Origin of the sequence: Paenibacillus jepli, assembly GCF_047238105.1 — a bacterium.
Lineage (GTDB): Bacteria > Bacillota > Bacilli > Paenibacillales > Paenibacillaceae > Paenibacillus_D.
Genome location: NZ_JBDFMD010000002.1, coordinates 79,867 through 105,993 on the forward strand (window position 1 = coordinate 79,867; position 26,127 = coordinate 105,993).

The following is a 26,127-nucleotide window of genomic DNA, read 5'->3' on the forward strand; positions in this document are numbered from 1 at the left end:
ACTCGCTAGGTGGGGTGTTTTTATGGTTTTTTAATATTGGTGAAAGTTAAAACAAAGAGAGGAATTGAAAGGACATATGGTTCAAGCGAGAAATGATTTTGTTATACGGAAATGGACATTCTTCATCGTACTGATCACTCTTTTTTTAGCCGGATGTTCCACGCAAGGTAAGGAGAATGAGCCTGTTATCCTGCCCCACATTCATGGCATAGGCTATACTTCAGATGGGCAACAGATTTATATTCCGGCTCATGACGGATTGAAAATGTTTTCTCAGGGAACATGGGATGAAGTTCCTGGAGACAAACATGATTACATGGGTTTCGCGATGGTCGACGGTGGGTTTTACAGCAGCGGACATCCGTCCTTAGATTCAGATTTGAAAAATCCGCTTGGTATCGTAAAGAGTACTGATGAAGGGCAGACCTTGGAGCATCTTGATTTATATGGGGAAATTGATTTCCATCTGTTAAGCGCTTCGTATATGAGCAATTCAATCTATGTTTTCAATCCGGAACCGAATGTAAGGCTGGAAACAATCGGTTTGTATTATACACAGGATGAAGCAGAGAATTGGATGCAAAGCGAAATGAATGGACTGACGGAAGAACCGATTGCCCTTGCTGTACACCCGTCTGATGATGCGATTGTCGCGGTAGGTACGGAAGAAGCCTTATATGTGTCCAGCGATTACGGCAACCAGTTTGAAAAAATTGCAGACATTCCCGTAACAGCCATCTCGTATAGCTTAGACGGTCAATTGTATGTCGGAAGCTATCAAGAAGACGAGGGCGTTATATTCAAAATGTTGTCTGGAAATGCACTTGAAGAAGAATTAAACATCCCGGATTTAATCGAGGAGGCACCATCTTATATCGCCATCAGTCCCATTGATGCAAAGGAGCTGGTGTTTACTACCTTTAGTCGCGATGTATATCTCTCCAAGGATCAGGGGGCTACGTGGATGAAGATCGCCAATCAAGGGCAACCACTAAACCACCCAAGTGAATAATAAAAAATGCAGCTCCAAGGTTTTCCTTGGGGCTGTTGACCAGTACTAATAAAATAACTATGTGAACAAGCTTACGATCCATTCAAACAGAAAGACCAAGTAATCTCAAATTGTCCGCATATTCAATTTTACGACCAACACTGGCCGCAACGATGACTAAATAAGCTGCCTCCGATAGGTGTACCGAAAGCAGCTTATAGCTTGGGGGCTTGTACCAAAACCCAGGCTTGTCACATTTAATTCGGTTTGACCTAATTGAATGAGCATGTACTCATATGTTACCATTGATTTGGTGCCACTTTGAATCTTTTAGGAGGTGTGTAATCTATGATTATAAATACTGCTCGTATTCTAATCGTCGAAGACGAGGATCGTATACGACAGTTACTCAGAATGTATCTTGAGAAGGAAGGATTTTCAATCGTGGAGGCAACAGACGGTCATTCTGCGCTCCAAATGGCGATTGAATGCGACATTGATTTGATTCTGCTTGATGTCATGCTCCCCGGCCTTGACGGTAATGATGTGTGCTACAGGTTAAGACAAGTCAAGAGGACGCCTGTCATCATGCTCACAGCAAAAAATGAGGAAATAAATCGCATCCAGGGATTTGAGGCAGGAGCGGATGATTATGTCACTAAGCCCTTTAGTCCTCGTGAAGTCATATATCGGATTAAAGCCATTCTAAGCCGCGCGACAGTAACCGCTTATCAGGCCAAATTAAACAAGGATGAAGATAATATTATCTTTCCTCACCTGGTTATAGATCGTGATGCACACCGAGTTAAAGCAGAGGGGTACGAGGTGAACTTGACGCCAATGGAATTTGATTTATTGCATTTCTTAGCCCGCGTGCCAAACAGGATAAGTACGCGAGAAGAATTGATGAAGGAAGTCTGGAAATATGACTACATTGGGGATCCGCGGACAGTAGATACACACGTAAAGCGATTGCGAGAAAAACTGGGAAGAGTTTCTCCGGACGCAGCTGAAATGATAATGACCGTTTGGGGCGTCGGCTATAAGTTAAAGTTACCTGAATAGGGCTTTTTATTTTGCATTATTAAACTACAAAACATAGTATATTAATTTGGATCTATATCGAGTTAACTCGGAGGCTAATTTGATGTTGCGATATTACTTTATACTATCTTTTTTTGCTTTAGGGATTGATCAGTTGAGTAAATGGATAGTTGTTAACTATATGAAATTAGGAGATAGTATTCCAATATTACCGGACGTCTTTCACCTCACTTCTCATCGGAACAAGGGAGCGGCATTTGGCATTCTTCAAAATCAACGGGTATTTTTTCTTGTTTTTACTACAATCGTCATCATCGGGATGGCTATCTTTCTTCGGCGCGTTCATCAAGAGAAAAAGTTTTTATCATATGGCTTAGCGTGTGTGATAGGCGGGGCATCGGGAAATTTTGTTGACCGTGCATTTAGAGGAGAAGTTGTCGATATGTTTGATTTTCAGTGGATTAATTACCCCATCTTTAATATAGCGGATATCTTTATCGTGATCGGTGTCATTATCATTATGCTGGCCACAATAATGGGATCAAGAATGGAGGGGAGCTGACACGAACTGAGTTGCAGAACCAAACATTAAGTCTTGATGCTATTATTAAAATAGAAGGAGAGGATTTACCTGTGGATTTGAATATTTGGCTGGCCTTAGGGGCTGGGTTCCTTTCGTTCATCTCCCCTTGCTGTTTACCGCTCTACCCATCTTATCTTTCCTATATTACTGGCATTTCGGTTGCGGATCTCAAAGCTGAACGGCGTACTCGAGAGGTTCGGATACGCACGATGGTACATACCTTTTTCTTCATGATCGGCTTTTGTATCGTCTTCTACACGCTCAGCTATGGCACGAGTGCATTCGGCGACTTTTTCAGGGATTATGAGCAGCTGATCCGGCAGATCTCGGCGATTATGATTGTTATCCTGGGGTTAGTGCTGATCGGCTTCTTTCAGCCGAAGTTTTTGATGAAGGAACGGAAGATTGGTGTGCAGCTCGGTAAAAAAAGCTATTTGGGTTCTGTGATCTTCGGCATTGGTTTTTCGGCTGGTTGGTCACCATGCGTAGGACCTATACTCAGCGCTATACTGTTGCTGGCCGCTACGAATCCAGGCACCTGGTTTGAGTTGACCACTGCTTATGCCCTTGGTTTTGCAATACCGTTTTTCGTATTGGCGTTTTTTATCGGCTCTACCCGGTGGATTCTGAAATATTCGTCAACCATTATGAAGATTGGCGGCGGTGTGATGATTCTGATGGGCATTCTATTGTTTACTGACCAGATGTTTCGCCTTAGCGTATGGCTGAACCAGTTTGCGCCTTCGTGGATAGGCTGAGATTCTAGTAAAATAATCGTTTTCTGCCTGTGGAAAATGTTCAAAGATGCGCTCCGAGAGAAACCGTTGGAACGCATCTATTTATTCACAGATTACCTTTTTATGAAGAAAGGCCTTCCATCACTTTATCTATATTCCACTTAATCATACTTATATAGGTATCGCCTTCCTCACCTTTTTTGGCCAATGAATCCGTAAAAATGGTTGAATGGATAGGTACACCTGTTTCATTAGAAACAGTCTCCATGGTTTTAGGGTTAACACTTGTCTCCACGAATAAGGCAGGGATATCATTGTTCTTAATGATATTAATAATGCTATTCATTTGTTCTGGAGTACCCTGACTATCCGTATTGATTTCCCAGATATAAGCGGCTTCAAAGCCATAGGCTTTTGCAAAGTACTTAAAAGCTCCTTCACTGGTTACTAAAATACGCTTTTCTTCAGGTATGCTCTGAATGACATCTTTAGCATATTGATCAGTCTCTTCAAGCTGTGCAACGTAATCCGCCTGATTCTGCTGATAGTAAGCTGTGTTGTCCGGATCAGCTTCAATCAGTTGCTTAGTGATGACATCTACATATTTAATCCCATTTTGAATGTCAAGCCAAGCATGCGGATCCTCTTCTGATTCTTTTCCTTCCTCACTTAGGTACATCGGTGACACTTCTTCAGATACCATAAAGGCGACCTCTTTTTTATTTGTTACTTCTAACAGGTTCTGAAACCACCCTTTCCCGGTTTCGAGATTAAGGCCGTTGTAGAACACCAGGTCAGCTTCGGATACTTTTTGTGTATCCTGCGGCAACGGATCATACATGTGAGGGTCTGTACCAATCGGCACCATGCTATAGACGTCTGCATTCTCACCAGCGATATTTTCCACCATATCAGCAATAATCGAATAGGTTGCCACGATTTTTAATTTGCCCTCTGAGGATTCCGTGCTGTTGTTACCGTTCGAGCAAGCGGATAAAAACAGCATACTCATTGTGATGAACCACACCGTTTTATTTTTCATTGTGTTTTTAATCCTTTCTTGAAAAAATTATTTTTGGGCGAAATGATAAAAGAAATCCCGAAACCAGTTACACCTACGAGTACGATCGTTGCACTTGTCGGCAAATTGTAATTGAAGCTGACTAATACGCCTGTGACACCTGACAATGCTCCATAAAACGCAGCCAACATAATCATGTGTAGCAATTTATTGGTCCATAGATAGGAGGTAGCGGCTGGTATCACCAGCATCGCGATAACCAGTACGATACCGACCTGAGAAAGGGAGGAAACCGTTACAACGGACAGGAGCATCATTAAAAGATAATGATAAAAATTGGTCTTTAAGCCGTATGCTTTTGAGACTACGGGGTCAAATGAGCTGATTAAAAGTTCCTTGTAAAATAAGCCTACGACGGCAATAACGACGAGCATGATAATAAACGACTGCATTAATTCTGATTTGGGCACGGCCAAAATATTGCCAAATAAAATGTGTGTGAGATCCAACCCACTTTGAGCAAATGTAATCAAAACAATGCCAAGTGCAAAAAACGAACTTAAAATAATGCCAATGGACGTGTCGCTTTTAATTGTGCTGCGATTCGTTATAAATTGAATTAAAATGGCGGCTAATAAACCAAATAAGGAAGCCCCCAGGAGGAGGTTAATTCCCAGGATGTATGAAAGAGCTACGCCAGGCAAAACGGCATGAGACAATGCATCACCCATCAAAGACATTTTTCGGAGCACGATAAAGCTTCCTAATACCCCCGATACAACACCTAGGATAATAGCGGATAACCCTGCATTCAGCGCGTATACGGGCACATTCAATGCGATCGCTAGCGAATCAATCATGCTTAAGCATCTCCCAATCCTTTAATTTGCACCTTGCCTAAAGAGGAGCCATAGGCCGACTGAATATTTTGACTGGTAAAGGTGGTTGTAACCTCACCGAACGCGACCAATCGTTTATTAAGAATCAACACTTTATCAAAATACTCTTCGACCTCATGCAGGTCATGATGGACGATAAGAATGGTTTTCCCGTCTTTTCGAAGTTTTTTGAGCAGATCAACAATAATTTTCTCGCTGACCAAATCAATTCCTACGAACGGTTCATCAAGAAAGAAAATGTCTGCCTGTTGGGAAAGAGCTCGGGCTATAAAAACTCGTTGAAGCTGCCCCCCCGATAGATTACTGATTTGTTTCTTCGCAAGATTTCCGATATCTACCATTTCCATGCATTGATCGACAAGGTCCTTCTCTTTTTTGCCGGGGATATGAAAAGGTTTGAGCTTAGGATAGGTACCTGTCAGAATCGTATCCCGAACCGTAATCGGGAACGTAAGATCGACTTCACTCTTCTGAGGAACGTAAGCAATACTTTTTTTTGATCGTACGATATCAGAACCGTTGACCAGTATGGATCCGGTTCGTTTCTTGATTACGCCGAGCAATGCTTTAATAAAGGTGGATTTACCTGCTCCGTTCGGTCCAATAATACCGATTGAGTAACCGAGTGGGATGTCAATATCAATGTCCTGCAGAGCAGGGTTACCAAAGTAATCAACATTAAGATTTCTCACTTGAATCATCACTTGATCGCCTCTTTTTCTCATATCGTAAAGCAGTGATTTAAGTTTCTTGTGGCAAATTGTTATGGGTACAGGCCAAAGTTTTTACCTAGGGAAACATTTTGAGCTAACTATAAATCCGCTTTAGGATTTCTGTCAAGTACTACCCAAAATAAAAATATATTTGACACACAAATTAGAGGTGACTAATATATTAGACATATTAGAGTTTAATCATATGTTGGATCGGAGGTAAGAATCGTTGGAATTCATGGCCTGTGATGTAAAAGCAAAATTCATACGCGGCTTCGGGGACAAAACAAGACTCCAAATCCTAGACTGTATAAAAACGCAAGAAAAAACAGTTTCCCAAATCGTTCAGGACTTGCAGGCCAATCAATCCAATATCTCTCAACACCTGGCTTGTTTGAGGGGATGCGGAATTATCTCTTCCAGACAGGATGGGAAATACGTTTACTATAGTTTGAGAAATGAGCAAATTGCGCAATTGTTATCCGTTATGGATGCGGTGTTTTATCAAGTGGAGCAGGAAGTCGCGGCTTGCGATAAAAATAACGAATGGGACTGCTGCTCAGCATCACAAAGGAGACAGGCGAATGAAGGAGCAAAAGCAAGATAAAGGGCAATGTCAATCTGATTCATGCTGCAACACGGATCAAGCAAAGCCTTCGTTCAAACGCGAACTGACATTGTTAACGGCACCTGAGGCCGACTCGACATGTAAGGATGGATGTTGCAGCCAAGAACCGGTTCAGGCCAAAATAAAAAAGCCGTTCACGATGCTAGAAGTAAAGCCATCGTCTTCCTGCGAGGATGCCTGCTGTCAAACGGAAAACCCTCTCGAGTCAAGTGCTAATCCGGAGGCAGGTAAAGACACCAACCCAAAACATGAATTTCTTGTCCATGGTATGGATTGCTCGGCTTGCGCGACAACCATCGAAAAAGCCGTCAAACAAATAGCTGGCGTGTCTTCGGTTCGCGTCCACTACAGTACAGGTAAGATGCAAGTGTATTCACTAGATGACTCCATCCTTGAACCACTTCAGGAAACCGTGAAAAAACTGGGCTATGGGCTCGACAGACTTGAGAGTAATGCCAAATCTCGAACTTATCGGGTAGAAGGAATGGATTGCAGCTCCTGCGCATTAACCATTGAAAATCACCTGCAACAGTTTCCGGACGTACGAAGTGTAAGCGTCAATTTCTCTTCCGGAAAAATGACGATTGATCACGATAATCCGGTAGATAACATTGTGGCGGAGGTTAAGAAAATTGGCTTCGAGGCTTCTTTACTTTCCAAACGCCAAGCAAGAGAAATCAAGCCTCAAAAGTCCGGGATGAATACTGTTATCCTCGCTGGCATTTTCTTGCTTGCTGGCTTTGGGGGATCGTTTACTGGCATGGAACCCGCGCTGATGACGTTCCTCTATGCACTCTCAATCGTAATCGGCGGATACAAACCGGCTAGAAGTGCCTTTTACGCCGTTCAGAGCCGATCGCTCGATATGAATGTGTTAATGACAGTGGCGGTCATTGGGGCTGTATTGATCGGAGAATGGTTTGAGGGCGCGACCGTTGTGTGGTTGTTCTCGCTGGGCAACGCGCTTCAAACAAGATCGATTGAAAAAACGAGAAATTCCATCCGGAGCCTGATTGATCTCGCACCACCAGTTGCCTTGGTGAAAAAAGGGGAGCAGCTGGTAGAGACTGACGTAGAATTCGTGTCCGTAGGTCAATTGATCGTCATTAGACCCGGCGACAAAATTCCGTTGGACGGCGAGATTATCGATGGGGAGTCCAGCATCAATCAGGCGCCGATTACTGGGGAATCCATTCCCGTCGACAAGCAGCCAGGCGATTCGGTTTATGCCGGAACAATCAATGAGCATGGTTCTCTGACGATTCGCGTAACCAAGCTGGCTGAGGATACGACACTGGCCAAAATCATTTATCTTGTCGAAGAAGCGCAAGAGCAAAAAGCCCCTACGGAAGCTTTCGTTGACAAATTTGCACGCATTTACACGCCCATTGTTTTTGTATTTGCCTTGCTTGTGATGGTACTTCCACCTTTGTTGGGATTCGGTACGTGGGGAGATTGGTTCTACAGAGGATTGGAACTGCTCGTTGTCGCATGTCCATGCGCCTTGGTTATTTCTACACCCGTAGCGATCGTCTCGGCCATCGGCAATGCCGCTCGCAATGGCGTCTTAATCAAAGGCGGTGCCTTTCTGGAAGTTGCTGGCCGTATATCCGCCATCGCTTTCGACAAAACAGGCACCTTGACTGAAGGGAAGCCGAAGGTTACGCAGGTGATTCCTCTTGAAGCGAACGAGAAAGAGCTGCTGTCCATCGCCAGAACGCTTGAAGCCTATTCTACCCATCCGATTGCCAAAGCTGTAGTCGCCTTTGCAGACCAGCAGGGAATTGGTGCAAAGCAAGGTGATACCTTCAAAAATCTTGTCGGAAAGGGTGTCGTCGCAAGTGTTGACGATGAGGAATACTACGCAGGTAATGCGAAGCTATTTCGAGAGCTTGGCGCAGATCTGTCGGCTGTTGAATCTCGGCTATCCACGCTCCAAGAGGATGGGCATACGATTGTCATCATAGGCACCCAGCACAAAATCGCCGGGGTCATAGCGGTAGCCGATACCGTACGCGCTACTTCAGCCGGCACGCTTGATACCTTGAAACGTACCGGAGTGAAGGACATCGTGATGCTGACCGGTGATAACAAGGGTACAGCTCGGACGGTCGCTTCACAGACCGGGGTCACCCGGTACTTCGCTGACTTGCTTCCCGAAGATAAAGTTGAGGCCGTCAAGCAGCTCCAAGGAGAAGGTCATCTTGTGGCCATGGTGGGGGACGGGATCAACGATGCACCGGCTCTTGCAACTGCGAATCTGGGTATTGCCATGGGAGGAGCAGGCACAGATACGGCGATGGAGACTGCTGATATCGTGTTGATGGCCGATAATCTGGAGAAACTGCCGCACACCGTGAAGCTGAGCAAAAAGGCGCTGCGCATTATCAAACAGAACATTTGGTTTTCGCTAATCATTAAAGCAGTTGCGCTTATCCTGATTTTTCCGGATATTCTCACGCTGTGGCTCGCCGTTATAAGCGATACCGGCGCTGCGTTAATCGTTATTCTTAATAGTATGCGTTTACTGCGTGTTCGCAGCTAAAATTATTAATAACAGCCAAGAAGCAGGATTCTTGGCTGTTATTTGTTTTATTAAACACATTTTCGTATATCGAGCATGAAACGGTCCCATACTAAAGCAAAGCCATTTGGGGAATTGACGATAGGAAAATATAAAGATATAATCAAATACATGAACAAGTGATCATATTTATAAATGAATGGTGGTTTGATTATGGAAGCATCCTCAAAATCAGTCGAGCGCTCATTCGTCTTGGAGGGGCTGGACTGCTCGAATTGCGCCATGAAGATTGAAAGCAACCTTAAGAAAATGAATGGCGTTGAAGACTGTTCGGTTAGTTTTGCCACAAAGACATTAACCATGCAAATGCCAAAGGACCAAGAGAGTGAACTTATTGATCAAGCAAGCCGAAGAATCAAAGAGCTGGAGCCGCATATTGAAATGATTCACAAAGGGGACCGCAAATCATCGGCTGACAATCATGATCATGGCGCAACCGGTACTAAAAAAATGGTCTTCCGCTTGATTATTGGTTCCTTATTTTTCGCTACCGGCGTGTGGGGGCCGCTCGATGGAGCTCTGGAGCTCGTCATTTTTCTTGCAGCCTATCTGATTATTGGCGGCGATATTTTGCTTCGATCAGTCAGAAATATATCTCGCGGCAGAGTATTCGACGAAAATTTCTTGATGAGTATTGCCACAATCGGTGCCTTTACCATTCAACAATATCCTGAAGGCGTGGCAGTCATGCTGTTTTATCAAGTGGGCGAGCTGTTCCAGAGCATTGCTGTCAACCGGTCGAGAAAATCCATCAGCGAACTGATGGATATCAGACCGGACTATGCCAACCTGAAGACGGGAAACGATACAAAACGGGTTAACCCTGAAGACGTGCAAGTCGGTCAGCTCATCGTCATTAAGCCAGGAGAACGCGTTCCTCTTGATGGGAGAGTAGTGGAAGGGTACTCCGCGATGGATACCTCTGCACTAACAGGAGAATCCGTGCCTCGCGATGCCGAACCGGGTCAGGACGTGCTGAGCGGTTTTATCAACAAAAATGGCGTACTGACAGTTGAAGTGACGAAAGGCTTTGGCGAATCGACTGTATCTAAAATTTTGGACCTGGTCGAAAACGCAAGCAGTAAAAAAGCGCCGACCGAAAATTTCATCACAAAGTTCGCAAGGGTTTATACGCCGGTGGTTGTCATTATCGCCGCGTTGATGGCAATTGTTCCGCCGCTGCTCTTCGAAGCCGCTACTTTTTCGGATTGGATTTACCGGGCATTGGTCTTTCTTGTTATTTCCTGTCCATGTGCGCTTGTTGTGTCCATACCGCTCGGTTTCTTCGGTGGGATTGGGGCGTCATCACGCAACGGTATTCTTGTCAAAGGCAGCAATTATCTTGAAGCACTCAATGATGTCAAGTATGTCGTATTCGACAAAACCGGAACGCTGACCAAAGGGGTGTTCACGGTTACCGGCATTCATCCCGAGAACGAGATGAGCAAAGACGAGCTACTACGGCTTGCCGCCTATGCCGAAATGCATTCCAATCACCCGATTGCTCAGTCGATCCGTACGGCCTATGGAGAAGAGCTGGATGAGAATAAAATTACAGCATACAATGAAGTTTCCGGACACGGCATCCAGGTTCAGCTGGAAGGAAAAGAAGTGTTGGCCGGTAATAGAAAGCTCATGCAGCAGGAGAATATTTCCTTCGCCGCCTCTTATGAGCTAGGGACCATTGTGTATGTGGCAATTGATCGTGAATATGCCGGGTATCTAGTCATCTCAGATGAAATCAAACCCGATTCTGCAAAAGCGATTAAAGCTTTGAAGTTGCTGGGCATCCGCAAGTCCGTCATGCTGACCGGCGATTTAAAGGCTGTGGGCGACAAAGTCGGTCAGGAGCTCGGGATTGATGAGGTTCACGCCGAGCTGCTGCCGCAACATAAGGTAGAAGAGATCGAAAAACTCGACCTTCAGAAAAACAAAAAAGAAAAGATTGCTTTCGTTGGCGATGGAATCAACGATACGCCGGTATTGGCTAGAGCGGATGTCGGAATAGCGATGGGCGGTCTGGGGTCAGATGCAGCGATCGAAGCGGCGGACATTGTAATCATGACGGATGAGCCATCCAAGCTGGCTTCAGCGATCCAGATTGCAAAAAGAACCAGACGTATCGTATGGCAGAACATTATGTTCGCCATGGGCGTCAAAGGGTTATTTCTCGTATTGGGTGCCTTCGGAGTCGCATCGATGTGGGAAGCGGTATTCGCAGATGTCGGCGTTACTGTCCTGGCGGTCGTTAATGCAATGCGTGTCTTGAAAACGAAAGCGGGTCTCTAAAGCTAGGGCTTCCGAAGAACGCATTTGACTGCGGATTTCGGAAGCCTCTTTGCGTTTCACTGCACTGGTAGGTTCGAATTGCTTCGAAATATTCCCTAATTTGAAACATCTCCATCTTAAGCTTTTCTTTATGATTTGATATACTTAAATCGTCATATTAAACTACAATTAATAGTTTAATTAGCAATAAAGTTAAGATGAGGTGTGGTTCGTTTTGAAGAAGAGGACGAGGGTTCGCGCCGCGTTTCGCTGTATGGTTATGGTTATGACATGCAGCCTCGCATTAACGCTGTTTTCGCAAGTTGCAATGGCTCATACCGGATTGGAATCTTCAACACCTGAAGATGGAGATGTCATTACAGATCGTCTATCTGAGATCAGCATGATATTTAACACCGAAGTAGAGCCCCTCAGCAATTTCAAACTAATTCGTTCCGACGGGAATGAAGTAGAGATCGGACAGATCCTGGTTAACAATAATAGGATGAGTGGTACGGTCGAGAATCCATTACAGGCGGGTGATTATGCCGTTGAGTGGAAAATCGTTGGCCGTGACGGTCATCCAATCGAAGGATCGTACCGTTTTACCGTTCGAACTACCGAAGAACCAGCAACTCCGGCAGAACCCGAAGAGGATCCGCTCCCATCTGTGGAGGAGCCCGCAAATGAACCTGTTGTGGATGAGCCGGCTGCGGAACGATCAGAAGCTGTTGAAGCTGAGCAGGCTAATGATACGAGAACGGTTACCGCAAATACAATTACGACTACCGTCGTCCCGTGGTTGATTGTAGCCATTACTGCATTAGCACTGGTTTTCATTGCCAACGGCATGAGGAGGCGCCAGTAATCATGTGGTTTTGGTTTGCAGAGCCGTTCCTGTATCTCAGCTTTGCTATCGGCTGTGGGTATGTCCTGCTATATCTGGTTCCTGAAGCCTACCGTCCCGTGTCTAATCTCTCCTCGCGCTTTGCCTTGTTTGCATCACTTGGCATTGGTTTCTTTTCATTCTTCCCGATCTTGCGGATTGTTTCTTTCTTTGGGGATGATGTCGGTTGGCTGTTGACGTTCCAGCAAGTGCTGTTCAGCTTCAATGAGGGCAGGATCTTTATCTTCACCTTGGTGGCTTCCATTGTCCTGGGGTGCCTCGCTTATGTACATGGCCGAACCGGTCATCCTCAAGCTTTGAAAGGGATGCTGCTCTGCCTTGTACTCTTGATCCTGGCCCAAGGTTGGTCCAGCCATATCGCTTCGTGGTACGGTTCGTGGGGAGTCATCGCTCAAACCTTGCATATATGGGCTGTGGCTTTATGGGCCGGCCCCTTGCTACTAGCTGGTTGGCATCCACAGCCCACCAGGCATTGGACATCCTTCCTGGGATGGTACCACCCCTTGGCGATCCTTTGTATGCTCGTAATTGCTTCCTCTGGATTTGTTCTCACGAACGGCATCGCACCGGAGTATGTAAACGCCTGGAAGCTTTCGTACGGTCAAGCGCTGCTCATCAAGCATATTCTTCTTGTCCCGCTGGCATTATTTGCGATTGCCAATGGCTTCTGGGTAAAGCATCGATTACAGAAGGATCCACAGTTCCGACCGCAGATTTGGGCCAAAACAGAGAGTTTCATTCTGATCCTTATTTTTACCGTGACAGGGTTTATGAACCAACAGCCGGCCCCTCATGATGTTTCGGATACCCTTAACGAATCGCCGGCATCACCGCTTTACTTGTGGTTTAGCGGCGGCCAACTGGATCCGGAGTCGGACCTGCTAATTTCTCTGAATACCATGTCGATCAGCATGTTTGTTGCAGCCCTGGTTCCTCTTAGCGCTGCAGCGATCAGTATAAAGAATCGCCAACCCGCATTTGCTGTGATGTGGTCGCTTATCAGTGCAGCCATTCTCTACTATGGGGCAATGCTTATTGTTTCTTAGCAACACAATTTCTTTGGAGGTGTAGTATGAAATCCAATCGTAAAAACCGATCTCTTGTTATCTATACGTTAATCGTGATTGTGCTCTTCGGAGCGATTTTCGCCATTAATCAAGCAGGCAATACCGAAGAAGACAGTAGCGAGCAGCCGCTTGCCGAAGCACCATCGATAGAAGGTCAACCGCTCGCAGGGGATGAGAACGCCCAGGTATCCATTGTCGAATTTGGAGATTACAAATGCCCATCTTGCAAAGCATGGGGAGAACAGGTATGGCCACTACTAAAGCAGGATTACATTGACACCGGACTCGCTTCGTTCTCCTATATTAATACCTTGTTCCATGGTGAAGAATCAAAACTCGCTGCTCAAGCAAGCGAGGTCATCTACCTGGACTATCCCGAGCAGTTCTGGGACTTCCACAAAGCCTTGTTTGACGAGCAGCCGACGCAAGTGAGCCACGATGACCTGTGGGTGACGGAGTCCAAAGTGCTTGAAGTAGCGGAAGCTACTGTCTCCGATCTTGATGCGGACAAATTCATGAACGATCTGAAATCCAGTGAAATTCAAGACAAGCTTGATCAAGATCAGCTACAAGTTGACAAATTTGGCATTCAACAAACACCGACCATTGTGGTAAACAATATTGTCATTGCCAACCCGTTTGATTATGAGGCCATTAAGCAAGCTATCGAGCAAGAAACAGAATGAGAGGGGAGACAAGCCTATGCAGCTGTTAAGACAGTACCATCTCTACTTAGCCTGGCTCGTTGCAGTAACTGCAACATTGGGCAGTCTTTACTTCAGTGAAATTCGAGGTTTTATCCCTTGCGAGTTATGCTGGTTTCAACGAATACTCATGTATCCGCTAAGCATTATCCTTGGCGTGGCCGCCTTTTTTGACGATGACAAGTGCAAGAAATATGTTCTCCCTTTATCCATAATCGGCATTGGCGTCTCCACTTATCATTACTTAAAACAGAAGCTTCCGTGGCTTGATGCCATTCAGCCTTGTACACAAGGTGTACCTTGTAATGTACAATATATTAACTGGTTCGGTTTTATAACGATTCCGTTCCTGGCTTGGATGGGCTTTGTCCTTATTACCGTCTTACTGGTGATTGGAAGAAGACCGTCTAACTAAATCGTGGTGCGGAGGGTTCGAAAGATGAGAATAAAAAAGCTGAACGTCAATGAAGAGGGCTTACACCGTTTTTTTGGATCACTGGAAGCGAGAGTCATGAAAACGTTGTGGGAGCACGAGAAGATGACGATTAAGCAGACGCATGAACTCTTGAACGATAGGGCTGCCATATCATTAAACGCCGTTATGACCGTTATGATTCGATTGGCGGATAAGGGTATCCTGAGGAAAGAAACAACCGGCGGCGGCCGAAATCGATTAACTTTTTTCTACCCTATTCAAACGGAAGAACAATTCATTTTGGAGCAGACGAGAGTCGTAGCAGAGGGGCTAATCGAAGACTTTGGACCTGTGATCGTCAATCATTTTATCGATCAACTGGATTCGGCAAATCCGGAGTTGATCACAAAATTAGAAAACCGGCTCAATGAGCTCAAAAAGAAATGAATATGCCTTTAAAACTAAAATGGGTGCTGACGCTTAACTTTTTATTGGTGAGTTGGGTTTTGGTTCAAATGGGGTTGCGCATCAATCATCAGCTAAGTGATATGCCCAACTTTGCCGAGGGATCGAATGGCTGGAGAACGGTAGTGCATACCCTCTTTACAGAACATCTCATCATGGAGCATCTGTTCAATATAGCGATGATTCTCTTTAGTGCAGTGGTTGTGTTTAGCCTCATTGAACAATTCATACTTCATTATAAGTTATCGCGTTACCTCTCAACTGTAGCTGACCCAGAACGCTCTGCCTTATGGACGCGGCGGCTCGATGCCTCCTCAACCCAGGTTATCGTCATCAAAGAATCAGCATTTGCAGCCATGGCATACGGTATCTTCAACTGTCGTATCGTCATTTCGACTGGGGTCCTGAGCCGCTTTTCGGATGAAGAAGTTCGTGCGATTCTGTACCATGAGCTATACCATTGTCGGTCTCACCATCCACTTCAATCTGTTATATGGAAAGTAGTAAGCACAGGATTTGTATTCATCCCTTTGATTAAAGATCTATCACGCTATTACGAAATATGGATGGAACTATTGGCCGATCGTTACGCAATCAAACGTATGAAAGTGAAGAACCTATTGCAAGAGTTTTACTAGCGCTGGTCAAAAGCCAATCCAAACCTTTACGATTTGGAAGCGCAATTCATTTTGCTGATACCGCTGTAAATTACCGTATCGAACAACTCATTAACTTGAATTCAGAGTTGGATATTCGAGTCACGAGTCGCTTCAATCTCATTATTTCAAGTCTTGTGTTGTTATTTATGATGATTTTTTTATTCGGGTACTGTATGTAATCCTTAATTTAGGGTTAGTGATGCTAACCCTTTAATCTTTTTAGAAAGAGTGAACCGGCATGAAGGAAATTTATATCGATATTTTAATCATTGGGGCCGGACAAGCTGGATTGTCTATGGCTTATCATCTGAAACAACAGAAAAAAGATTTTTTACTGATAAGTAAAGAAGCTGAGATTGGAGAGGTATGGCGAAATCGTTATGACTCTTTGGTGTTATTTACTCCACGCTGGTATAGTTCGTTACCAGGTTTACTTTTGAAAGGCAGCCCGGAGGGTTATGCTACAAAGGATGAAATCGCTGATTATTTAAAACATTACGTTGAAACATTTGAGTTACCGGTCCACCTCAATACTCAAGTCGTTAAATTACAGAAGATAAATAATCAATTTTATATTGAAACCAATCAATCCCGATATACTGCTAAACAAGTTATTATTGCTACCGGTCCATTCCAGACCCCTTTTGTACCGAAGTTAGCGGCATCTCTCACTGATTCCGTCTGTCAGTTGCACTCATCTAACTATCATAATCCGAACCAGTTAAAGGCCGGTCCTGTTCTTGTGGTAGGAGGCGGTAACTCAGGTGCACAAATTGCGGTTGAGTTGGCTAACACACATGAAGTATTGCTCTCAGTTGGTCATAAAATCAAGTATTTTCCTTTGGATTTAATGGGGAAAAGTATCTTTTGGTGGTTTAAGAGATTAGGCTTACTAGATGCCTCGATCCAATCACCTATCGGAAAAAGGCTCAGTCAAAGGCCTGACCCTATTTTCGGTAAAGAGTTAAAAAAGCTAACCGCTCAAGGTGCAGTCAAATTAAAGCCTAGGACAAATCATGCGGATAATGACCGTTTCACATTTATAGACGGAAGCAGCGCTCAAGTTGCCAATGTCATTTGGGCTACGGGCTTTATTGCAGAGTATAAATGGCTTCATATTTCCGAAGCGCTCGATGATCAGGGTAAACCATTACATGATCGAGGGATAAGTCCAGTAAAGGGTCTTTATTTTCTCGGGCTGCCTTGGCTTCATCGTCGTGGGTCCGCATTAATAGGTGGGGTCGGGGACGATGCGAATTATTTGATGAAGCATCTTCATTCCGCAGAAGTCCAAGAGGGAAAGTGAGGAAGGGTCGTTATGAGAGGTTCTATTTTTCAAGTCCTCATCATCGATAATAGCGTGCAAGCCAGGAAAGGGATACGCGCCATATTGAACAGTGAACCCTCATTCCATATCGTAGCTGAAGGAGGTAACGGCATGGAAGCCATCGTTCTAACTGAGCGATGGAAGCCAGATCTAATTCTGATGGATATTCAAATGCCTGGAATGGACGGGTTGGAAGCAACAAAACGAATCAAGGAAAAGTACCCTTTTGTGAAAATTGTCATCATGTCGGTCTCTGACGACATAACGCATTTCTTTGATGCTTTTAAAAAAGGCGCGCAGGGGTATCTAATGAAAAATTTAAAACCAGAGTCATGGCTCGAGTATTTGAAAGCGGTCGTTGTTGATGAAGCGCAGCTGACAAAAGAACTTACTTTTCACATTATGAAGGAATTTAGTCAAAGGGAGGGTCCTGATTCTAGCACTAACCCATTAACCCAACGTGAAACCGAAATTCTTAGTCTGGTAACAAAAGGTTTAGTTAACAGGGATATCTCCGATATCTTGGGCATTTCTGTACACACCGTCAAAAACCATCTCAAAAACATCATGCATAAACTCCAATTGATTAATAGAGTACAGTTGACGCGTTATGCCTTTGAAAAGGGGTGGCTTGGCAGATGAAACGCCACTAACTAGATTATGAAAGCATTCTAATCTGTATGCTGGAGGAACAGGTCACTTTTTGTTGAATTAAACTATGTATCGTAGTATAAAAATTGCCTTGACGTGGATTCTAAAAGGCAGTGAAAGGAGAAGTTGTTTTTGAGAAAGCAATTTGTTGTTTTTTTATCCTGCGTGATCTTTTTGGTTAGTGGAGGGAGTGCACTCGCGGAGAAGTCGGAGCCCACAAAGCTTGCAGATCTCATTCAAGAAGTCGTTGGAACTCCATATAAATGGGGAGGCACATCAATTAAAGGATTCGATTGCTCCGGTTTTATATTACATATTTTCAATCAGTTTGACGTCAAATTGCCAAGAACCTCTAGTACACAAGCTCAGGTCGGGGATAAAGTAAATAAAAAAGACCTACGGCATGGAGATCTCGTATTCTTCAACACAAGTGGAAAAGGAATCTCTCATGCTGGCATTTATATAGGGGAAGGAAAATTTGCGCACTCTTCTTCAAGCAAAGGAGTTACAATCAGTAGACTGAGCGATAGTTACTTTGAGAAACGATACGTAACTGCAAGACGAGTCGTTACAGAAAGCACCTTTATTAAGATGATGGAACTAAAGTGAATTAAAAAAGCCAAGCTGCTGTTGTTGTTTAAGAGCAAGTAGTGTCTTAACTGAGAGATCGGCAAAAAGAATAGAGAGTAAAAACAAACCCAGTACCGCGCAGTTACTGGGTTTGTTGTATACTGGTGAGAAAGCAAAAGTGAACTGCCTTCGTATTATATTCTTGCATAACATGTCCAGAGGACGTTATCAGGGTCCAGGAACAAAGATTTATTTATAGATAGCACCGTAGATGGCCCTGCAAAAAAAAAGGGGAGGTCCCACGCTATTGTACTGAAACTATGAGGTGTCATACAAAACGAAAAACAAATTAGTGTTAATTCTCATAGCAATTAGTGTTTTTGCGCTATCCGCCTGTGACCGGGATTATGGACAATAAATAAACGGTTGCACTAATTATTGAGGTGATTGCCACAGATGCTGGTGTCGTGCAAATAATCATCTAAGACATACCTGATCACCGTTCTTTTAAATGACGGGGGAGATCTAACTTAATTTATGGCACGTTTGTGAGGCCTATCCAGATGTAATTAGATTTAATGGTTTACAATATATTATAATTAGATTATATAATTATGTACTTTAGGGAGGTGTTCCACATGGATTCTTTGGATACAATGGCTGAGACATTCAAACTCCTTGGCGATAAATCAAGATTAACCATTCTGGGGTTACTTAAGGAAAGAGAGCTTTGCGTCTGTAATCTTGTCGATATTATGCAGATGTCACAGCCTAGCATAAGCCAGCATTTGAGGAAAATGAAGGCCGGCGGACTTCTAAACGAATATCGGAGAGGCAAATGGGTGTATTACTCCCTAAGCCTCGAAGAAAAACCTTACGTGAAGGACGTACTTGAAAGCATTCCTTCTCAAGCCGAAAAGCTGGAATGGCTGGACCAGCAACTTGCAGCAACCGCATGCGACTAATTTAACTGCTCTTGTGTCTTATATGACACCACGGTCCATTGCACATAAAGCGATAACCGCCGCGAAAAAATACAATACGAATAGCTTCCTGAAAGTGAGCCAAGCGACGGCTTAATGAGCTAATATGAATCTCTATATTTCTGTTCCCGCCATAAAATCACTATTCCAAACACTATGTAGTAAATGTTCCTGGGATAAGATGACCCCCTGTTGCCTCGCGAGTTTTATGAACAATTCGTATTCAATCGGCCGCAGAGGAGCAGTGACCCCTTTGATTTCAATTGCAGGCAACTCGGGATGAATAACTATCCCACGGGTTGATCCAGTTTTAGAAGCCCATTTAGGTTGCTTAAAACAAACGGACCTTGAATTGAGGTTCGAAATCTTTCCGAGCAACTCCGTCACGCTAAAAGGCTTCGCTAAATAATCATTTGCTCCCGCTATTAGCCCCTCAATTACCTCCGGTTCCCGGTCATACATGGAAAGAATTAAAACAGGGACGCTCAAGCTTCGATACCGAAGAGACCTTAGCATATCAAGACCCATTCTCCCTCCGCCAATCGTTATATTCAAAATGATAAGATCATACTTGTTTTCAATCATCTTTTGACAGGAATCTTCAACCGTTTTAGCAATCTCAACATCATAAAGGCCTTCACGTTCTAACACTTGTTGAACGAAGGAGGAGAAGTACAAATCATCTTCAACCAAGAGTACCTTTAGCATGATGATTCAGACCGCCTTTCTTGAAATATCTTATATCAATATATAAACATGTTATTATATGAATGACAAGTTAATTATCTTTTAAGCCTTTTTCTCGAACGGCTCACCAATTAGGTGTGCATCCTGTCCGTTTAAAAATTGTTCATCTCCGATTTACATATAAACCTTTACTTATATAATTATATGAGTATAATAAAGGTGAAATTAGAAGCGATATATGGGATAGGAGGGGAGTACCATGCTTAGTTATGCTGCTATGGTTGAAGAACTGAAACTGTTGTCTGACAAAACGCGATTAATGATACTAGCGCTACTCAAAGAAAAAGAGATGTGTGTCTGTGACATTGCAGCTGCATTAGAGTCCACACAACCTAATATTAGCCAGCATTTACGTAAGTTAAAGACCGGTAATTTGGTCCGCGAAACACGGCGAGGCCAGTGGATTTACTATGCCATAAACCGTGATAACAAACCTTATATATCCGACATTTTAAATGATGTTCCATCGATGAAACACCAAGCCATGCAATTTCAGTCAGAAAGCTGTTAGCTGTTAAGGAGGACTTATGTTAATCATTGCGTCGATATTGTTTGTTGTGACGTTAATTTTCGTCATCTGGCAGCCAAAAGGATTGAACATTGGCTGGTCTGCAGCAGGTGGTGCCGTTCTTGCCCTGCTCTTTGGTGTCGTTAGTTTCAGTGATGTCCAGGATGTGACATTGATTGTATGGAATGCGACGCTGGCCTTTGTAGCCATCATTCTCATCTCACTTATTCTCGACGAAATTGGTTTTTTTGAATGGTCTGCCCTACATATGGCCAGGCTAGCCCGAGGCAATGGCACCTTGATGTTTATTTATGTCGTTCTGCTTGGCGCATTGGTTGCTGCTTTCTTTGCGAACGACGGTGCAGCTCTTATCCTAACACCGATCGTATTATCGATGGTAAGGGCGCTAAAGTTTGACGAGCGGATGATCTTACCGTTTATTATGGCCAGCGGATTTATCGCCGACACGGCATCACTGCCGCTCATCGTCAGTAACCTGGTCAATATTGTCTCTGCCGATTATTTTGGCATCGGTTTTGTACAGTATGCGACGCGCATGATTGTTCCGAATCTGTTCTCTATAGCGGCAAGTATTATCGTCTTGTATCTTTTCTTCCGAAAAAGCATTCCGAAAAACTATGATGTGAAGCATTTACGAGCCCCTCGGGAAGCGATTAAAGATCACCAACTCTTTCGCTTATCCTGGATCATTCTAGCTGTGTTATTGGTTGCCTATCTCGTCAGTGAATTTATTCACGTCCCCGTCTCGATCGTTGCCATGGTCGTCTCGATACTTTTTATCATCGCAGCTCGGGGGAGTAAGGCAGTTGCCACAACAAAGATCATCAAAGAGGCGCCATGGTCTGTCGTTGTTTTCTCCATTGGTATGTACGTCGTTGTTTATGGCTTGCGCAATGTAGGTCTCACCGATCAGTTAGGTCAGATCATTGAACAAGTCGCCGACCAAGGCTTGTATGTGACTACGATCGGCATGGGCTTTATTGCCGCCGTGCTCTCTTCCTTCATGAACAACATGCCAACTGTGATGATCAACGCGCTTGCAATCCAAGGGACAGGAACAGAGGGGATCATTCGAGAAGCCTTGATTTACGCCAATGTCATTGGTTCGGATCTCGGACCAAAAATCACGCCCATCGGTTCATTAGCTACCCTGTTATGGCTGCATGTGCTCTCACGCAAAGGCGTGAAAATAACATGGGGATATTACTTTAGAGTTGGCATCATCTTAACCGTGCCTACCTTGTTCATTACTTTGACCGCTTTGTCGTTATGGCTTTGGATCATCAACTAAATTCATTCAAGAGGAGACTTTCACATGAATAAAAAAATCGTTTACTTTCTTTGTACTGGTAATTCGTGCCGCAGTCAGATGGCAGAAGGTTTTGGACATCAACATCTCGGTGAAGAATATGACGTTTATAGCGCAGGTATTGAAGCACACGGATTAAACCCCAAGGCGGTTAAAGCCATGGCAGAGAAGGGCGTCGATATAAGCCAGCAAACCTCGGATGTGATTGATCCGGAGATTTTGAATAAAGCAGACGTCGTTATTACGCTTTGTGGCGATGCAAACGACAAATGTCCGATGACCCCTCCGCATGTGACACGATATCATTGGGGATTCGATGACCCCGCTAAAGCAACCGGCACGGACGAGGAGAAATGGGCAGTGTTTCAACGAGTTCGAGACCAGATTGAGGCACGTATCCAGCGATTTGCTGCTGAAGGAGAATAAAGTAGGGAGGGTTCGCGATGCATAAAGCAGTAATTATCGGAACAGGACCAGCCGGTTTGACGGCTGCCATTTATCTGGCCCGTGCCAATCTTGAGCCCATTGTGATTGAGGGGCCTGAACCAGGCGGACAATTGACCCTTACGACCGAGGTCGAGAATTTCCCGGGGTTTCCTGATGGAATCATGGGGCCTGAACTTATGAATAATATGCGTAAACAAGCGGAACGATTCGGTGCTGAGTTTCATCGGGGATGGGTGACCAGCGTTGACTTTACGAATCGACCGTTTACCCTCTCGGTAGACGGCATGGGTGATTTGCAAACAGAATCGTTAATCATCTCCACCGGTGCTTCAGCAAAACTCCTTGGCATTCCGGGAGAGAAAGAAAATATTGGCCGCGGCGTTAGCACATGCGCAACCTGCGACGGTTTCTTCTTTAGAGGGAAAGAGATTGTTGTCATTGGCGGTGGTGACTCTGCCATGGAGGAAGCCAACTTTCTAACAAAGTTTGCCGCTAAGGTAACCGTCGTCCACCGTCGAAATGAGATGCGCGCTTCAAAGATTATGCAAGATCGCGCACGAGCCAACCCTAAAATTGAGTGGGCATTAAACACCATCCCAGTCGAAGTGCTCGCTGGCGAACACGGCGTGGTTGGTTTAAAAGGACAGGATGCCACTACCGGTGAAGAGAAAGTCATTCAAACGGACGGCATATTCGTTGCGATTGGCCATACCCCGAACACAGGCTTCCTGGGTGATGAGCTACAGACAGATGAAACAGGATACATCCTCGTTAAGCCAGGGACGACAGAAACGAATATAGCCGGTGTATTTGCTTGTGGGGACGTCCAGGATCATACGTATCGCCAAGCGATCACCGCAGCCGGATCGGGCTGCATGGCTGCGCTGGATGTCGAGAAATTTCTGGAGGGCAATCGTGTACATGACTGGAGTATAACACTCTAAACAAGGGAGGAAACACGGTTATGATTCAACGCATGCATGTGGCTGTGAATTGTACGGATCTGGAAAAGTCGCTAACCTTCTATCGAAACTTCTTTGGGGTAGAACCTGTAAAGATCAAAGATAACTATGCCAAATTTGAATTGGATGAACCAGCTTTACATTTCTCTTTGAATGTCCGACCGTTTGAGAAAAATGGTGTATTAAACCACCTGGGTTTCCAAGTGAATACTACCGAAGATGTTCTCGCGATGGGAGAACGTCTCCGGCAATCGGAACTATTGACTATTGATGAGATGAACACAACGTGTTGTTATGCTGTTCAAGACAAAGTGTGGGTCTATGATCCTGATGGAAACGCGTGGGAGATCTTTTACACCAAAGAGGATTCTGAGTTTGAGTCTGCAGGGGATCCTCGGGACCTGTCCCTTTGTTGCGCTCCCCCTGCGGCCCCTGTATCGGTTGAATTCACATCATTTCAGAAGAAGTAAAGGAGTATTTACGATGAAGACGTATCATGCACTAATAGAGGATCGGATTTTCATGGGTGGCGCGGCCGACGTTAAAGATATGGTTTTGGATGAAAAGTGTGAAGTTATTGTCGATCTTCGTGAAGAAGCAACCGAATGCGCCTACCCGGAAACGGATGCGACATGGATCAGGGTTGGTATTGGAGACAACGCGGAAACACCGCAAGAAGATTTGTTTCAAGAGGCCATTAATCAGGTTGTGACGGCTTATCGGGAAGGCAAGAAGGTCGGATTTCATTGCGGTGGTGGAAAGGGCCGTACAGGTGCTGTCTCAATAGGCACATTAATAGCGTTAGGAAAAGCCTCTTCCATCGAAGAAGCAGAGCGTATCGCAAAAGAGATTCGGCCTGTCATTCAGATTCGCGAACCTCAACGGGAAGCATTACAAAAGTTGTTTGAGTCCTAAAGGCAGGGTGAGGTGGCCGTCGTCTTAAGACGCGGCCATTTTTCTTTTTTCTCATAAGTTTTTTAAATGCCTAAGTAGCTTTATAATGCTTTTGCTGAACGAGGCTGCAGCTCACTGCGAGCAACAAGCTTTCCGTTCTTGACAAGCCGTCTAGCGCCTCAGGGGCTAGCCTGTTTACGCCTTCTGTTTTTTATTATGATACAAAGATAAGAGACCTTGAGTGATCACAGCAAGTACCGGCAATTCAATTAATGGTCCGACGACTAAGGCTAATGATATCAAGGGTTGGTCAGGAAAAGCCGTTACTGCTATAGCTAAAGCAACTGGCGAATTTCGTGCAACAATAGTTAAATTTAAACTGATTGCATCCGCTGATGGTAACCTAAACAATTTTCCTGTCAGTAAGCCTACGATAAAATTAATGCCAAAGTACAATAGAACCGGGAGAATCAAAACATAGATGGCTCCCACATTGTCAACTAGAATTGAACCCTGCGATGCAAACATGGCCAAAATGGCCAGGCATAGAAAGATGATTTGTGCAGACGAGAAAAACGGCCCCAATTTGTTGTTCAGTATTGACTCTTTGTTTCTCAAGAGGAAGCGCGTAGTATGGGCCAGTACAAATGGGATCACGAGGACGACGAGCACACTCTCGGTCAGGGTAGCTAACGGAATGGTCTGGATAGTCCCAGCAAAAATCATTAAATAAACGGGGAGCAGCAGTACCTGTAAGACTAAATTAACGGGCAGGATGGAAGCCGACAGAGCTACATTGCCTTTGGCAATTCCTGTGAACATTAAGTACCAGTCTGTACAAGGAGTGACCATGAGCATGATAAAGCCAATCCACAATGCTGGATGGTCGGCCAGGAAGATCCACCCGAGAAACCAGGCGAGCAAAGGCGTCCACAAAAAATTTAGTATGCTACTTAGACCCAGAAATTTGATGTTACGAAAAGCCGCTTTAAATTGGTGAAGTGGGATGTTTAAAAACAAGCCGTACAACATGAAGACCAGACATGGTATAATCAAATTTTCAGCATGGTGCCCTATGAATGGCAGTTGACCCAGTAAGAGCCCGAGCCCAACCGCCAGCAAAATTAGAAACGTTTGATACTTTTCGAGTAAGCTCATGTTCAAACCTCTTTCAGTTGGGATAGAGGCAGCTGTGCACAACTAACCGGTATGAGATTTAGTTTATAGGTCTGGCAAGGCAGAAGCTTTCATAATCTTGAGGTTCAATTGAAAAGGGAGGGTAGAAGCTTGACAAATGAAGAGTGGCAGGCCATCATTTCTTGCAATGCTCAATATGACCCCCAGTTCTTTTATGCCTTAATTACGACTGGGACGTTTTGCAGACCTTCCTGTACATCCCGAACGCCAAACCCTAAAAATGTCGTTCTATTCTATGATCAGGAGCGAGAAAAAACGAAAGACTATATCCATTCCCATTATGAGCTAAAAATAACGTTGCAAAGCATGGCGGAAATACTGGAGAGAAACTCTTCTCATATCCAACGGACCTTCAAAGAACTACTAGGGATCAGTCCATTGCAATATCTGCATGATGTTCGGATTGAAAGAGCAAAGAACTTATTACGGATACAGGAGTTGTCTACGACACAAATCGCTTATGAGATCGGCTACAGAGAAGATTCGATTCATATGCCCATGAAAATAATGAGTATATGACATTGACATGGGATTTACTCGAAATTACTTGCATATTACAACTAAATGGACCACTAAACCCAAGCCATGATTGCAGCTGCTGATACGGCGCAAAACCACATCAGGCCTTTTTTAAATTACTTGCCGATACGAAAGGATGGCAAATCTGGTTCGTGTCGTATGTCACAGGGGTAAACTTTATGCCAATAACACTTGTATTTTACAACTATTTTCCTGAGAAGATTCGATTCATATGCCCATGAAAATAATGAGTATATGACATTGACATGGGATTTACTCGAAATTACTTGCATATTACAACTAAATG

Annotated in this window: 29 protein-coding genes; 24 read left to right on the plus strand and 5 right to left on the minus strand. The window is 44.4% G+C overall.

Annotated features, from left to right (window positions below):
• Positions 1-76 precede the first annotated feature (76 nt).
• The 4 genes from ABC336_RS31780 to ABC336_RS31795 all read left to right on the plus strand — a co-directional run bounded on the left by ABC336_RS31780 (position 77) and on the right by ABC336_RS31795 (position 3,376).
• Complete coding sequence (locus ABC336_RS31780) at positions 77-1,012, plus strand: F510_1955 family glycosylhydrolase (RefSeq protein ID WP_413242746.1); 936 nt, start codon at positions 77-79, stop codon at positions 1,010-1,012.
• A 327-nt stretch (positions 1,013-1,339) separates the two neighbouring features.
• Positions 1,340-2,056 (plus strand): response regulator transcription factor, encoded by a 717-nt coding sequence (locus ABC336_RS31785; protein WP_413242747.1) that lies wholly within the window; start codon positions 1,340-1,342, stop codon positions 2,054-2,056.
• A gap of 82 nt (positions 2,057-2,138) precedes the next feature.
• Positions 2,139-2,597: a signal peptidase II gene (gene lspA, locus ABC336_RS31790; protein WP_413242748.1), complete on the plus strand. Its 459-nt coding sequence runs from the start codon at positions 2,139-2,141 to the stop codon at positions 2,595-2,597.
• Between the two features lie 71 nt (positions 2,598-2,668).
• Positions 2,669-3,376 (plus strand): cytochrome c biogenesis CcdA family protein, encoded by a 708-nt coding sequence (locus ABC336_RS31795; RefSeq protein ID WP_413242768.1) that lies wholly within the window; start codon positions 2,669-2,671, stop codon positions 3,374-3,376.
• A 100-nt stretch (positions 3,377-3,476) separates the two neighbouring features.
• Here ABC336_RS31795 and ABC336_RS31800 read toward each other — a convergent pair whose 3' ends face one another.
• The 3 genes from ABC336_RS31800 to ABC336_RS31810 are packed head-to-tail and all read right to left on the minus strand — an operon-like array spanning position 3,477 to position 5,973.
• The gene (locus tag ABC336_RS31800) at positions 3,477-4,397 is read right to left on the minus strand and encodes a metal ABC transporter substrate-binding protein (RefSeq protein WP_413242749.1); all 921 of its coding nucleotides are present in this window, start codon (positions 4,395-4,397) and stop codon (positions 3,477-3,479) included.
• Positions 4,394-5,236 (minus strand): iron chelate uptake ABC transporter family permease subunit, encoded by an 843-nt coding sequence (locus ABC336_RS31805; protein ID WP_413242750.1) that lies wholly within the window; start codon positions 5,234-5,236, stop codon positions 4,394-4,396. The genes ABC336_RS31800 and ABC336_RS31805 overlap by 4 nt, the downstream gene beginning before the upstream one ends.
• A 2-nt stretch (positions 5,237-5,238) precedes the next feature.
• The gene (locus tag ABC336_RS31810) at positions 5,239-5,973 is read right to left on the minus strand and encodes a metal ABC transporter ATP-binding protein (protein WP_413242769.1); all 735 of its coding nucleotides are present in this window, start codon (positions 5,971-5,973) and stop codon (positions 5,239-5,241) included.
• A 253-nt stretch (positions 5,974-6,226) separates the two neighbouring features.
• Between ABC336_RS31810 and ABC336_RS31815 the strand changes: the two genes are divergently transcribed.
• The 13 genes from ABC336_RS31815 to ABC336_RS31875 all read left to right on the plus strand — a co-directional run bounded on the left by ABC336_RS31815 (position 6,227) and on the right by ABC336_RS31875 (position 19,198).
• A complete protein-coding gene (locus ABC336_RS31815) occupies positions 6,227-6,595 on the plus strand; it encodes an ArsR/SmtB family transcription factor (protein ID WP_413242770.1) in 369 nt (122 codons plus the stop codon).
• Complete coding sequence (locus ABC336_RS31820) at positions 6,573-9,161, plus strand: heavy metal translocating P-type ATPase (protein ID WP_413242751.1); 2,589 nt, start codon at positions 6,573-6,575, stop codon at positions 9,159-9,161. Before ABC336_RS31815 ends, ABC336_RS31820 begins: the two co-directional genes overlap by 23 nt.
• Positions 9,162-9,353: 192 nt before the next feature.
• Positions 9,354-11,489 carry a heavy metal translocating P-type ATPase gene (locus ABC336_RS31825; RefSeq protein WP_413242752.1) on the plus strand — a complete coding sequence of 712 codons (2,136 nt, stop codon included), beginning with the start codon at positions 9,354-9,356 and terminating at the stop codon, positions 11,487-11,489.
• Between the two features lie 214 nt (positions 11,490-11,703).
• Positions 11,704-12,336: a copper resistance CopC family protein gene (locus ABC336_RS31830; protein WP_413242753.1), complete on the plus strand. Its 633-nt coding sequence runs from the start codon at positions 11,704-11,706 to the stop codon at positions 12,334-12,336.
• Positions 12,337-12,338: 2 nt separating this feature from the next.
• A complete protein-coding gene (locus ABC336_RS31835; protein WP_413242754.1) occupies positions 12,339-13,421 on the plus strand; it encodes a copper resistance D family protein in 1,083 nt (360 codons plus the stop codon).
• A 26-nt stretch (positions 13,422-13,447) separates the two neighbouring features.
• The gene (locus tag ABC336_RS31840) at positions 13,448-14,128 is read left to right on the plus strand and encodes a DsbA family protein (RefSeq protein WP_413242755.1); all 681 of its coding nucleotides are present in this window, start codon (positions 13,448-13,450) and stop codon (positions 14,126-14,128) included.
• Between the two features lie 16 nt (positions 14,129-14,144).
• Positions 14,145-14,561: a disulfide oxidoreductase gene (locus ABC336_RS31845; protein ID WP_413242756.1), complete on the plus strand. Its 417-nt coding sequence runs from the start codon at positions 14,145-14,147 to the stop codon at positions 14,559-14,561.
• Between the two features lie 24 nt (positions 14,562-14,585).
• Positions 14,586-15,008, plus strand: a complete 423-nt coding sequence (locus tag ABC336_RS31850; protein WP_413242757.1) for a BlaI/MecI/CopY family transcriptional regulator — start codon at positions 14,586-14,588, stop codon at positions 15,006-15,008.
• The gene (locus tag ABC336_RS31855) at positions 15,005-15,664 is read left to right on the plus strand and encodes a M56 family metallopeptidase (RefSeq protein ID WP_413242758.1); all 660 of its coding nucleotides are present in this window, start codon (positions 15,005-15,007) and stop codon (positions 15,662-15,664) included. The genes ABC336_RS31850 and ABC336_RS31855 overlap by 4 nt, the downstream gene beginning before the upstream one ends.
• A gap of 259 nt (positions 15,665-15,923) precedes the next feature.
• A complete protein-coding gene (locus tag ABC336_RS31860; protein WP_413242759.1) occupies positions 15,924-16,991 on the plus strand; it encodes a flavin-containing monooxygenase in 1,068 nt (355 codons plus the stop codon).
• Between the two features lie 12 nt (positions 16,992-17,003).
• Complete coding sequence (locus ABC336_RS31865) at positions 17,004-17,654, plus strand: response regulator (RefSeq protein ID WP_413242760.1); 651 nt, start codon at positions 17,004-17,006, stop codon at positions 17,652-17,654.
• A 141-nt stretch (positions 17,655-17,795) separates the two neighbouring features.
• Positions 17,796-18,272 carry a C40 family peptidase gene (locus ABC336_RS31870; RefSeq protein ID WP_413242761.1) on the plus strand — a complete coding sequence of 159 codons (477 nt, stop codon included), beginning with the start codon at positions 17,796-17,798 and terminating at the stop codon, positions 18,270-18,272.
• Between the two features lie 599 nt (positions 18,273-18,871).
• Positions 18,872-19,198: an ArsR/SmtB family transcription factor gene (locus tag ABC336_RS31875; protein WP_413242665.1), complete on the plus strand. Its 327-nt coding sequence runs from the start codon at positions 18,872-18,874 to the stop codon at positions 19,196-19,198.
• Positions 19,199-19,330: 132 nt separating this feature from the next.
• On the opposite strand, the gene ABC336_RS31880 is transcribed toward ABC336_RS31875, so the two are convergent.
• Positions 19,331-19,924 carry a response regulator transcription factor gene (locus ABC336_RS31880; protein WP_413242666.1) on the minus strand — a complete coding sequence of 198 codons (594 nt, stop codon included), beginning with the start codon at positions 19,922-19,924 and terminating at the stop codon, positions 19,331-19,333.
• 238 nt (positions 19,925-20,162) lie between these two features.
• Between ABC336_RS31880 and ABC336_RS31885 the strand changes: the two genes are divergently transcribed.
• From ABC336_RS31885 to ABC336_RS31910, 6 genes are read left to right on the plus strand one after another with little or no spacing between them, the layout of a single operon-like run.
• Positions 20,163-20,474: an ArsR/SmtB family transcription factor gene (locus ABC336_RS31885; RefSeq protein WP_413242667.1), complete on the plus strand. Its 312-nt coding sequence runs from the start codon at positions 20,163-20,165 to the stop codon at positions 20,472-20,474.
• Between the two features lie 16 nt (positions 20,475-20,490).
• Complete coding sequence (locus ABC336_RS31890) at positions 20,491-21,783, plus strand: arsenic transporter (protein ID WP_413242668.1); 1,293 nt, start codon at positions 20,491-20,493, stop codon at positions 21,781-21,783.
• 24 nt (positions 21,784-21,807) lie between these two features.
• Entirely contained in the window at positions 21,808-22,227 is a 420-nt protein-coding gene (gene arsC, locus ABC336_RS31895) for an arsenate reductase (thioredoxin) (protein ID WP_020616230.1), read from the plus strand.
• A gap of 17 nt (positions 22,228-22,244) precedes the next feature.
• Positions 22,245-23,192: a thioredoxin-disulfide reductase gene (gene trxB / locus ABC336_RS31900; RefSeq protein WP_413242669.1), complete on the plus strand. Its 948-nt coding sequence runs from the start codon at positions 22,245-22,247 to the stop codon at positions 23,190-23,192.
• Positions 23,193-23,215: 23 nt separating this feature from the next.
• Positions 23,216-23,680, plus strand: a complete 465-nt coding sequence (locus ABC336_RS31905; protein WP_413242399.1) for an ArsI/CadI family heavy metal resistance metalloenzyme — start codon at positions 23,216-23,218, stop codon at positions 23,678-23,680.
• Between the two features lie 13 nt (positions 23,681-23,693).
• A complete protein-coding gene (locus ABC336_RS31910; RefSeq protein WP_413242670.1) occupies positions 23,694-24,125 on the plus strand; it encodes a protein-tyrosine phosphatase family protein in 432 nt (143 codons plus the stop codon).
• Between the two features lie 174 nt (positions 24,126-24,299).
• Here the strand turns inward: ABC336_RS31910 and ABC336_RS31915 are convergent, their stop codons facing one another.
• Positions 24,300-25,262, minus strand: coding sequence for an arsenic resistance protein (locus ABC336_RS31915; RefSeq protein ID WP_413242671.1), 963 nt, complete (start codon positions 25,260-25,262; stop codon positions 24,300-24,302).
• 129 nt (positions 25,263-25,391) lie between these two features.
• Between ABC336_RS31915 and ABC336_RS31920 the strand changes: the two genes are divergently transcribed.
• Entirely contained in the window at positions 25,392-25,820 is a 429-nt protein-coding gene (locus tag ABC336_RS31920) for an Ada metal-binding domain-containing protein (protein WP_413242762.1), read from the plus strand.
• The last annotated feature ends 307 nt before the right edge of the window (positions 25,821-26,127 follow it).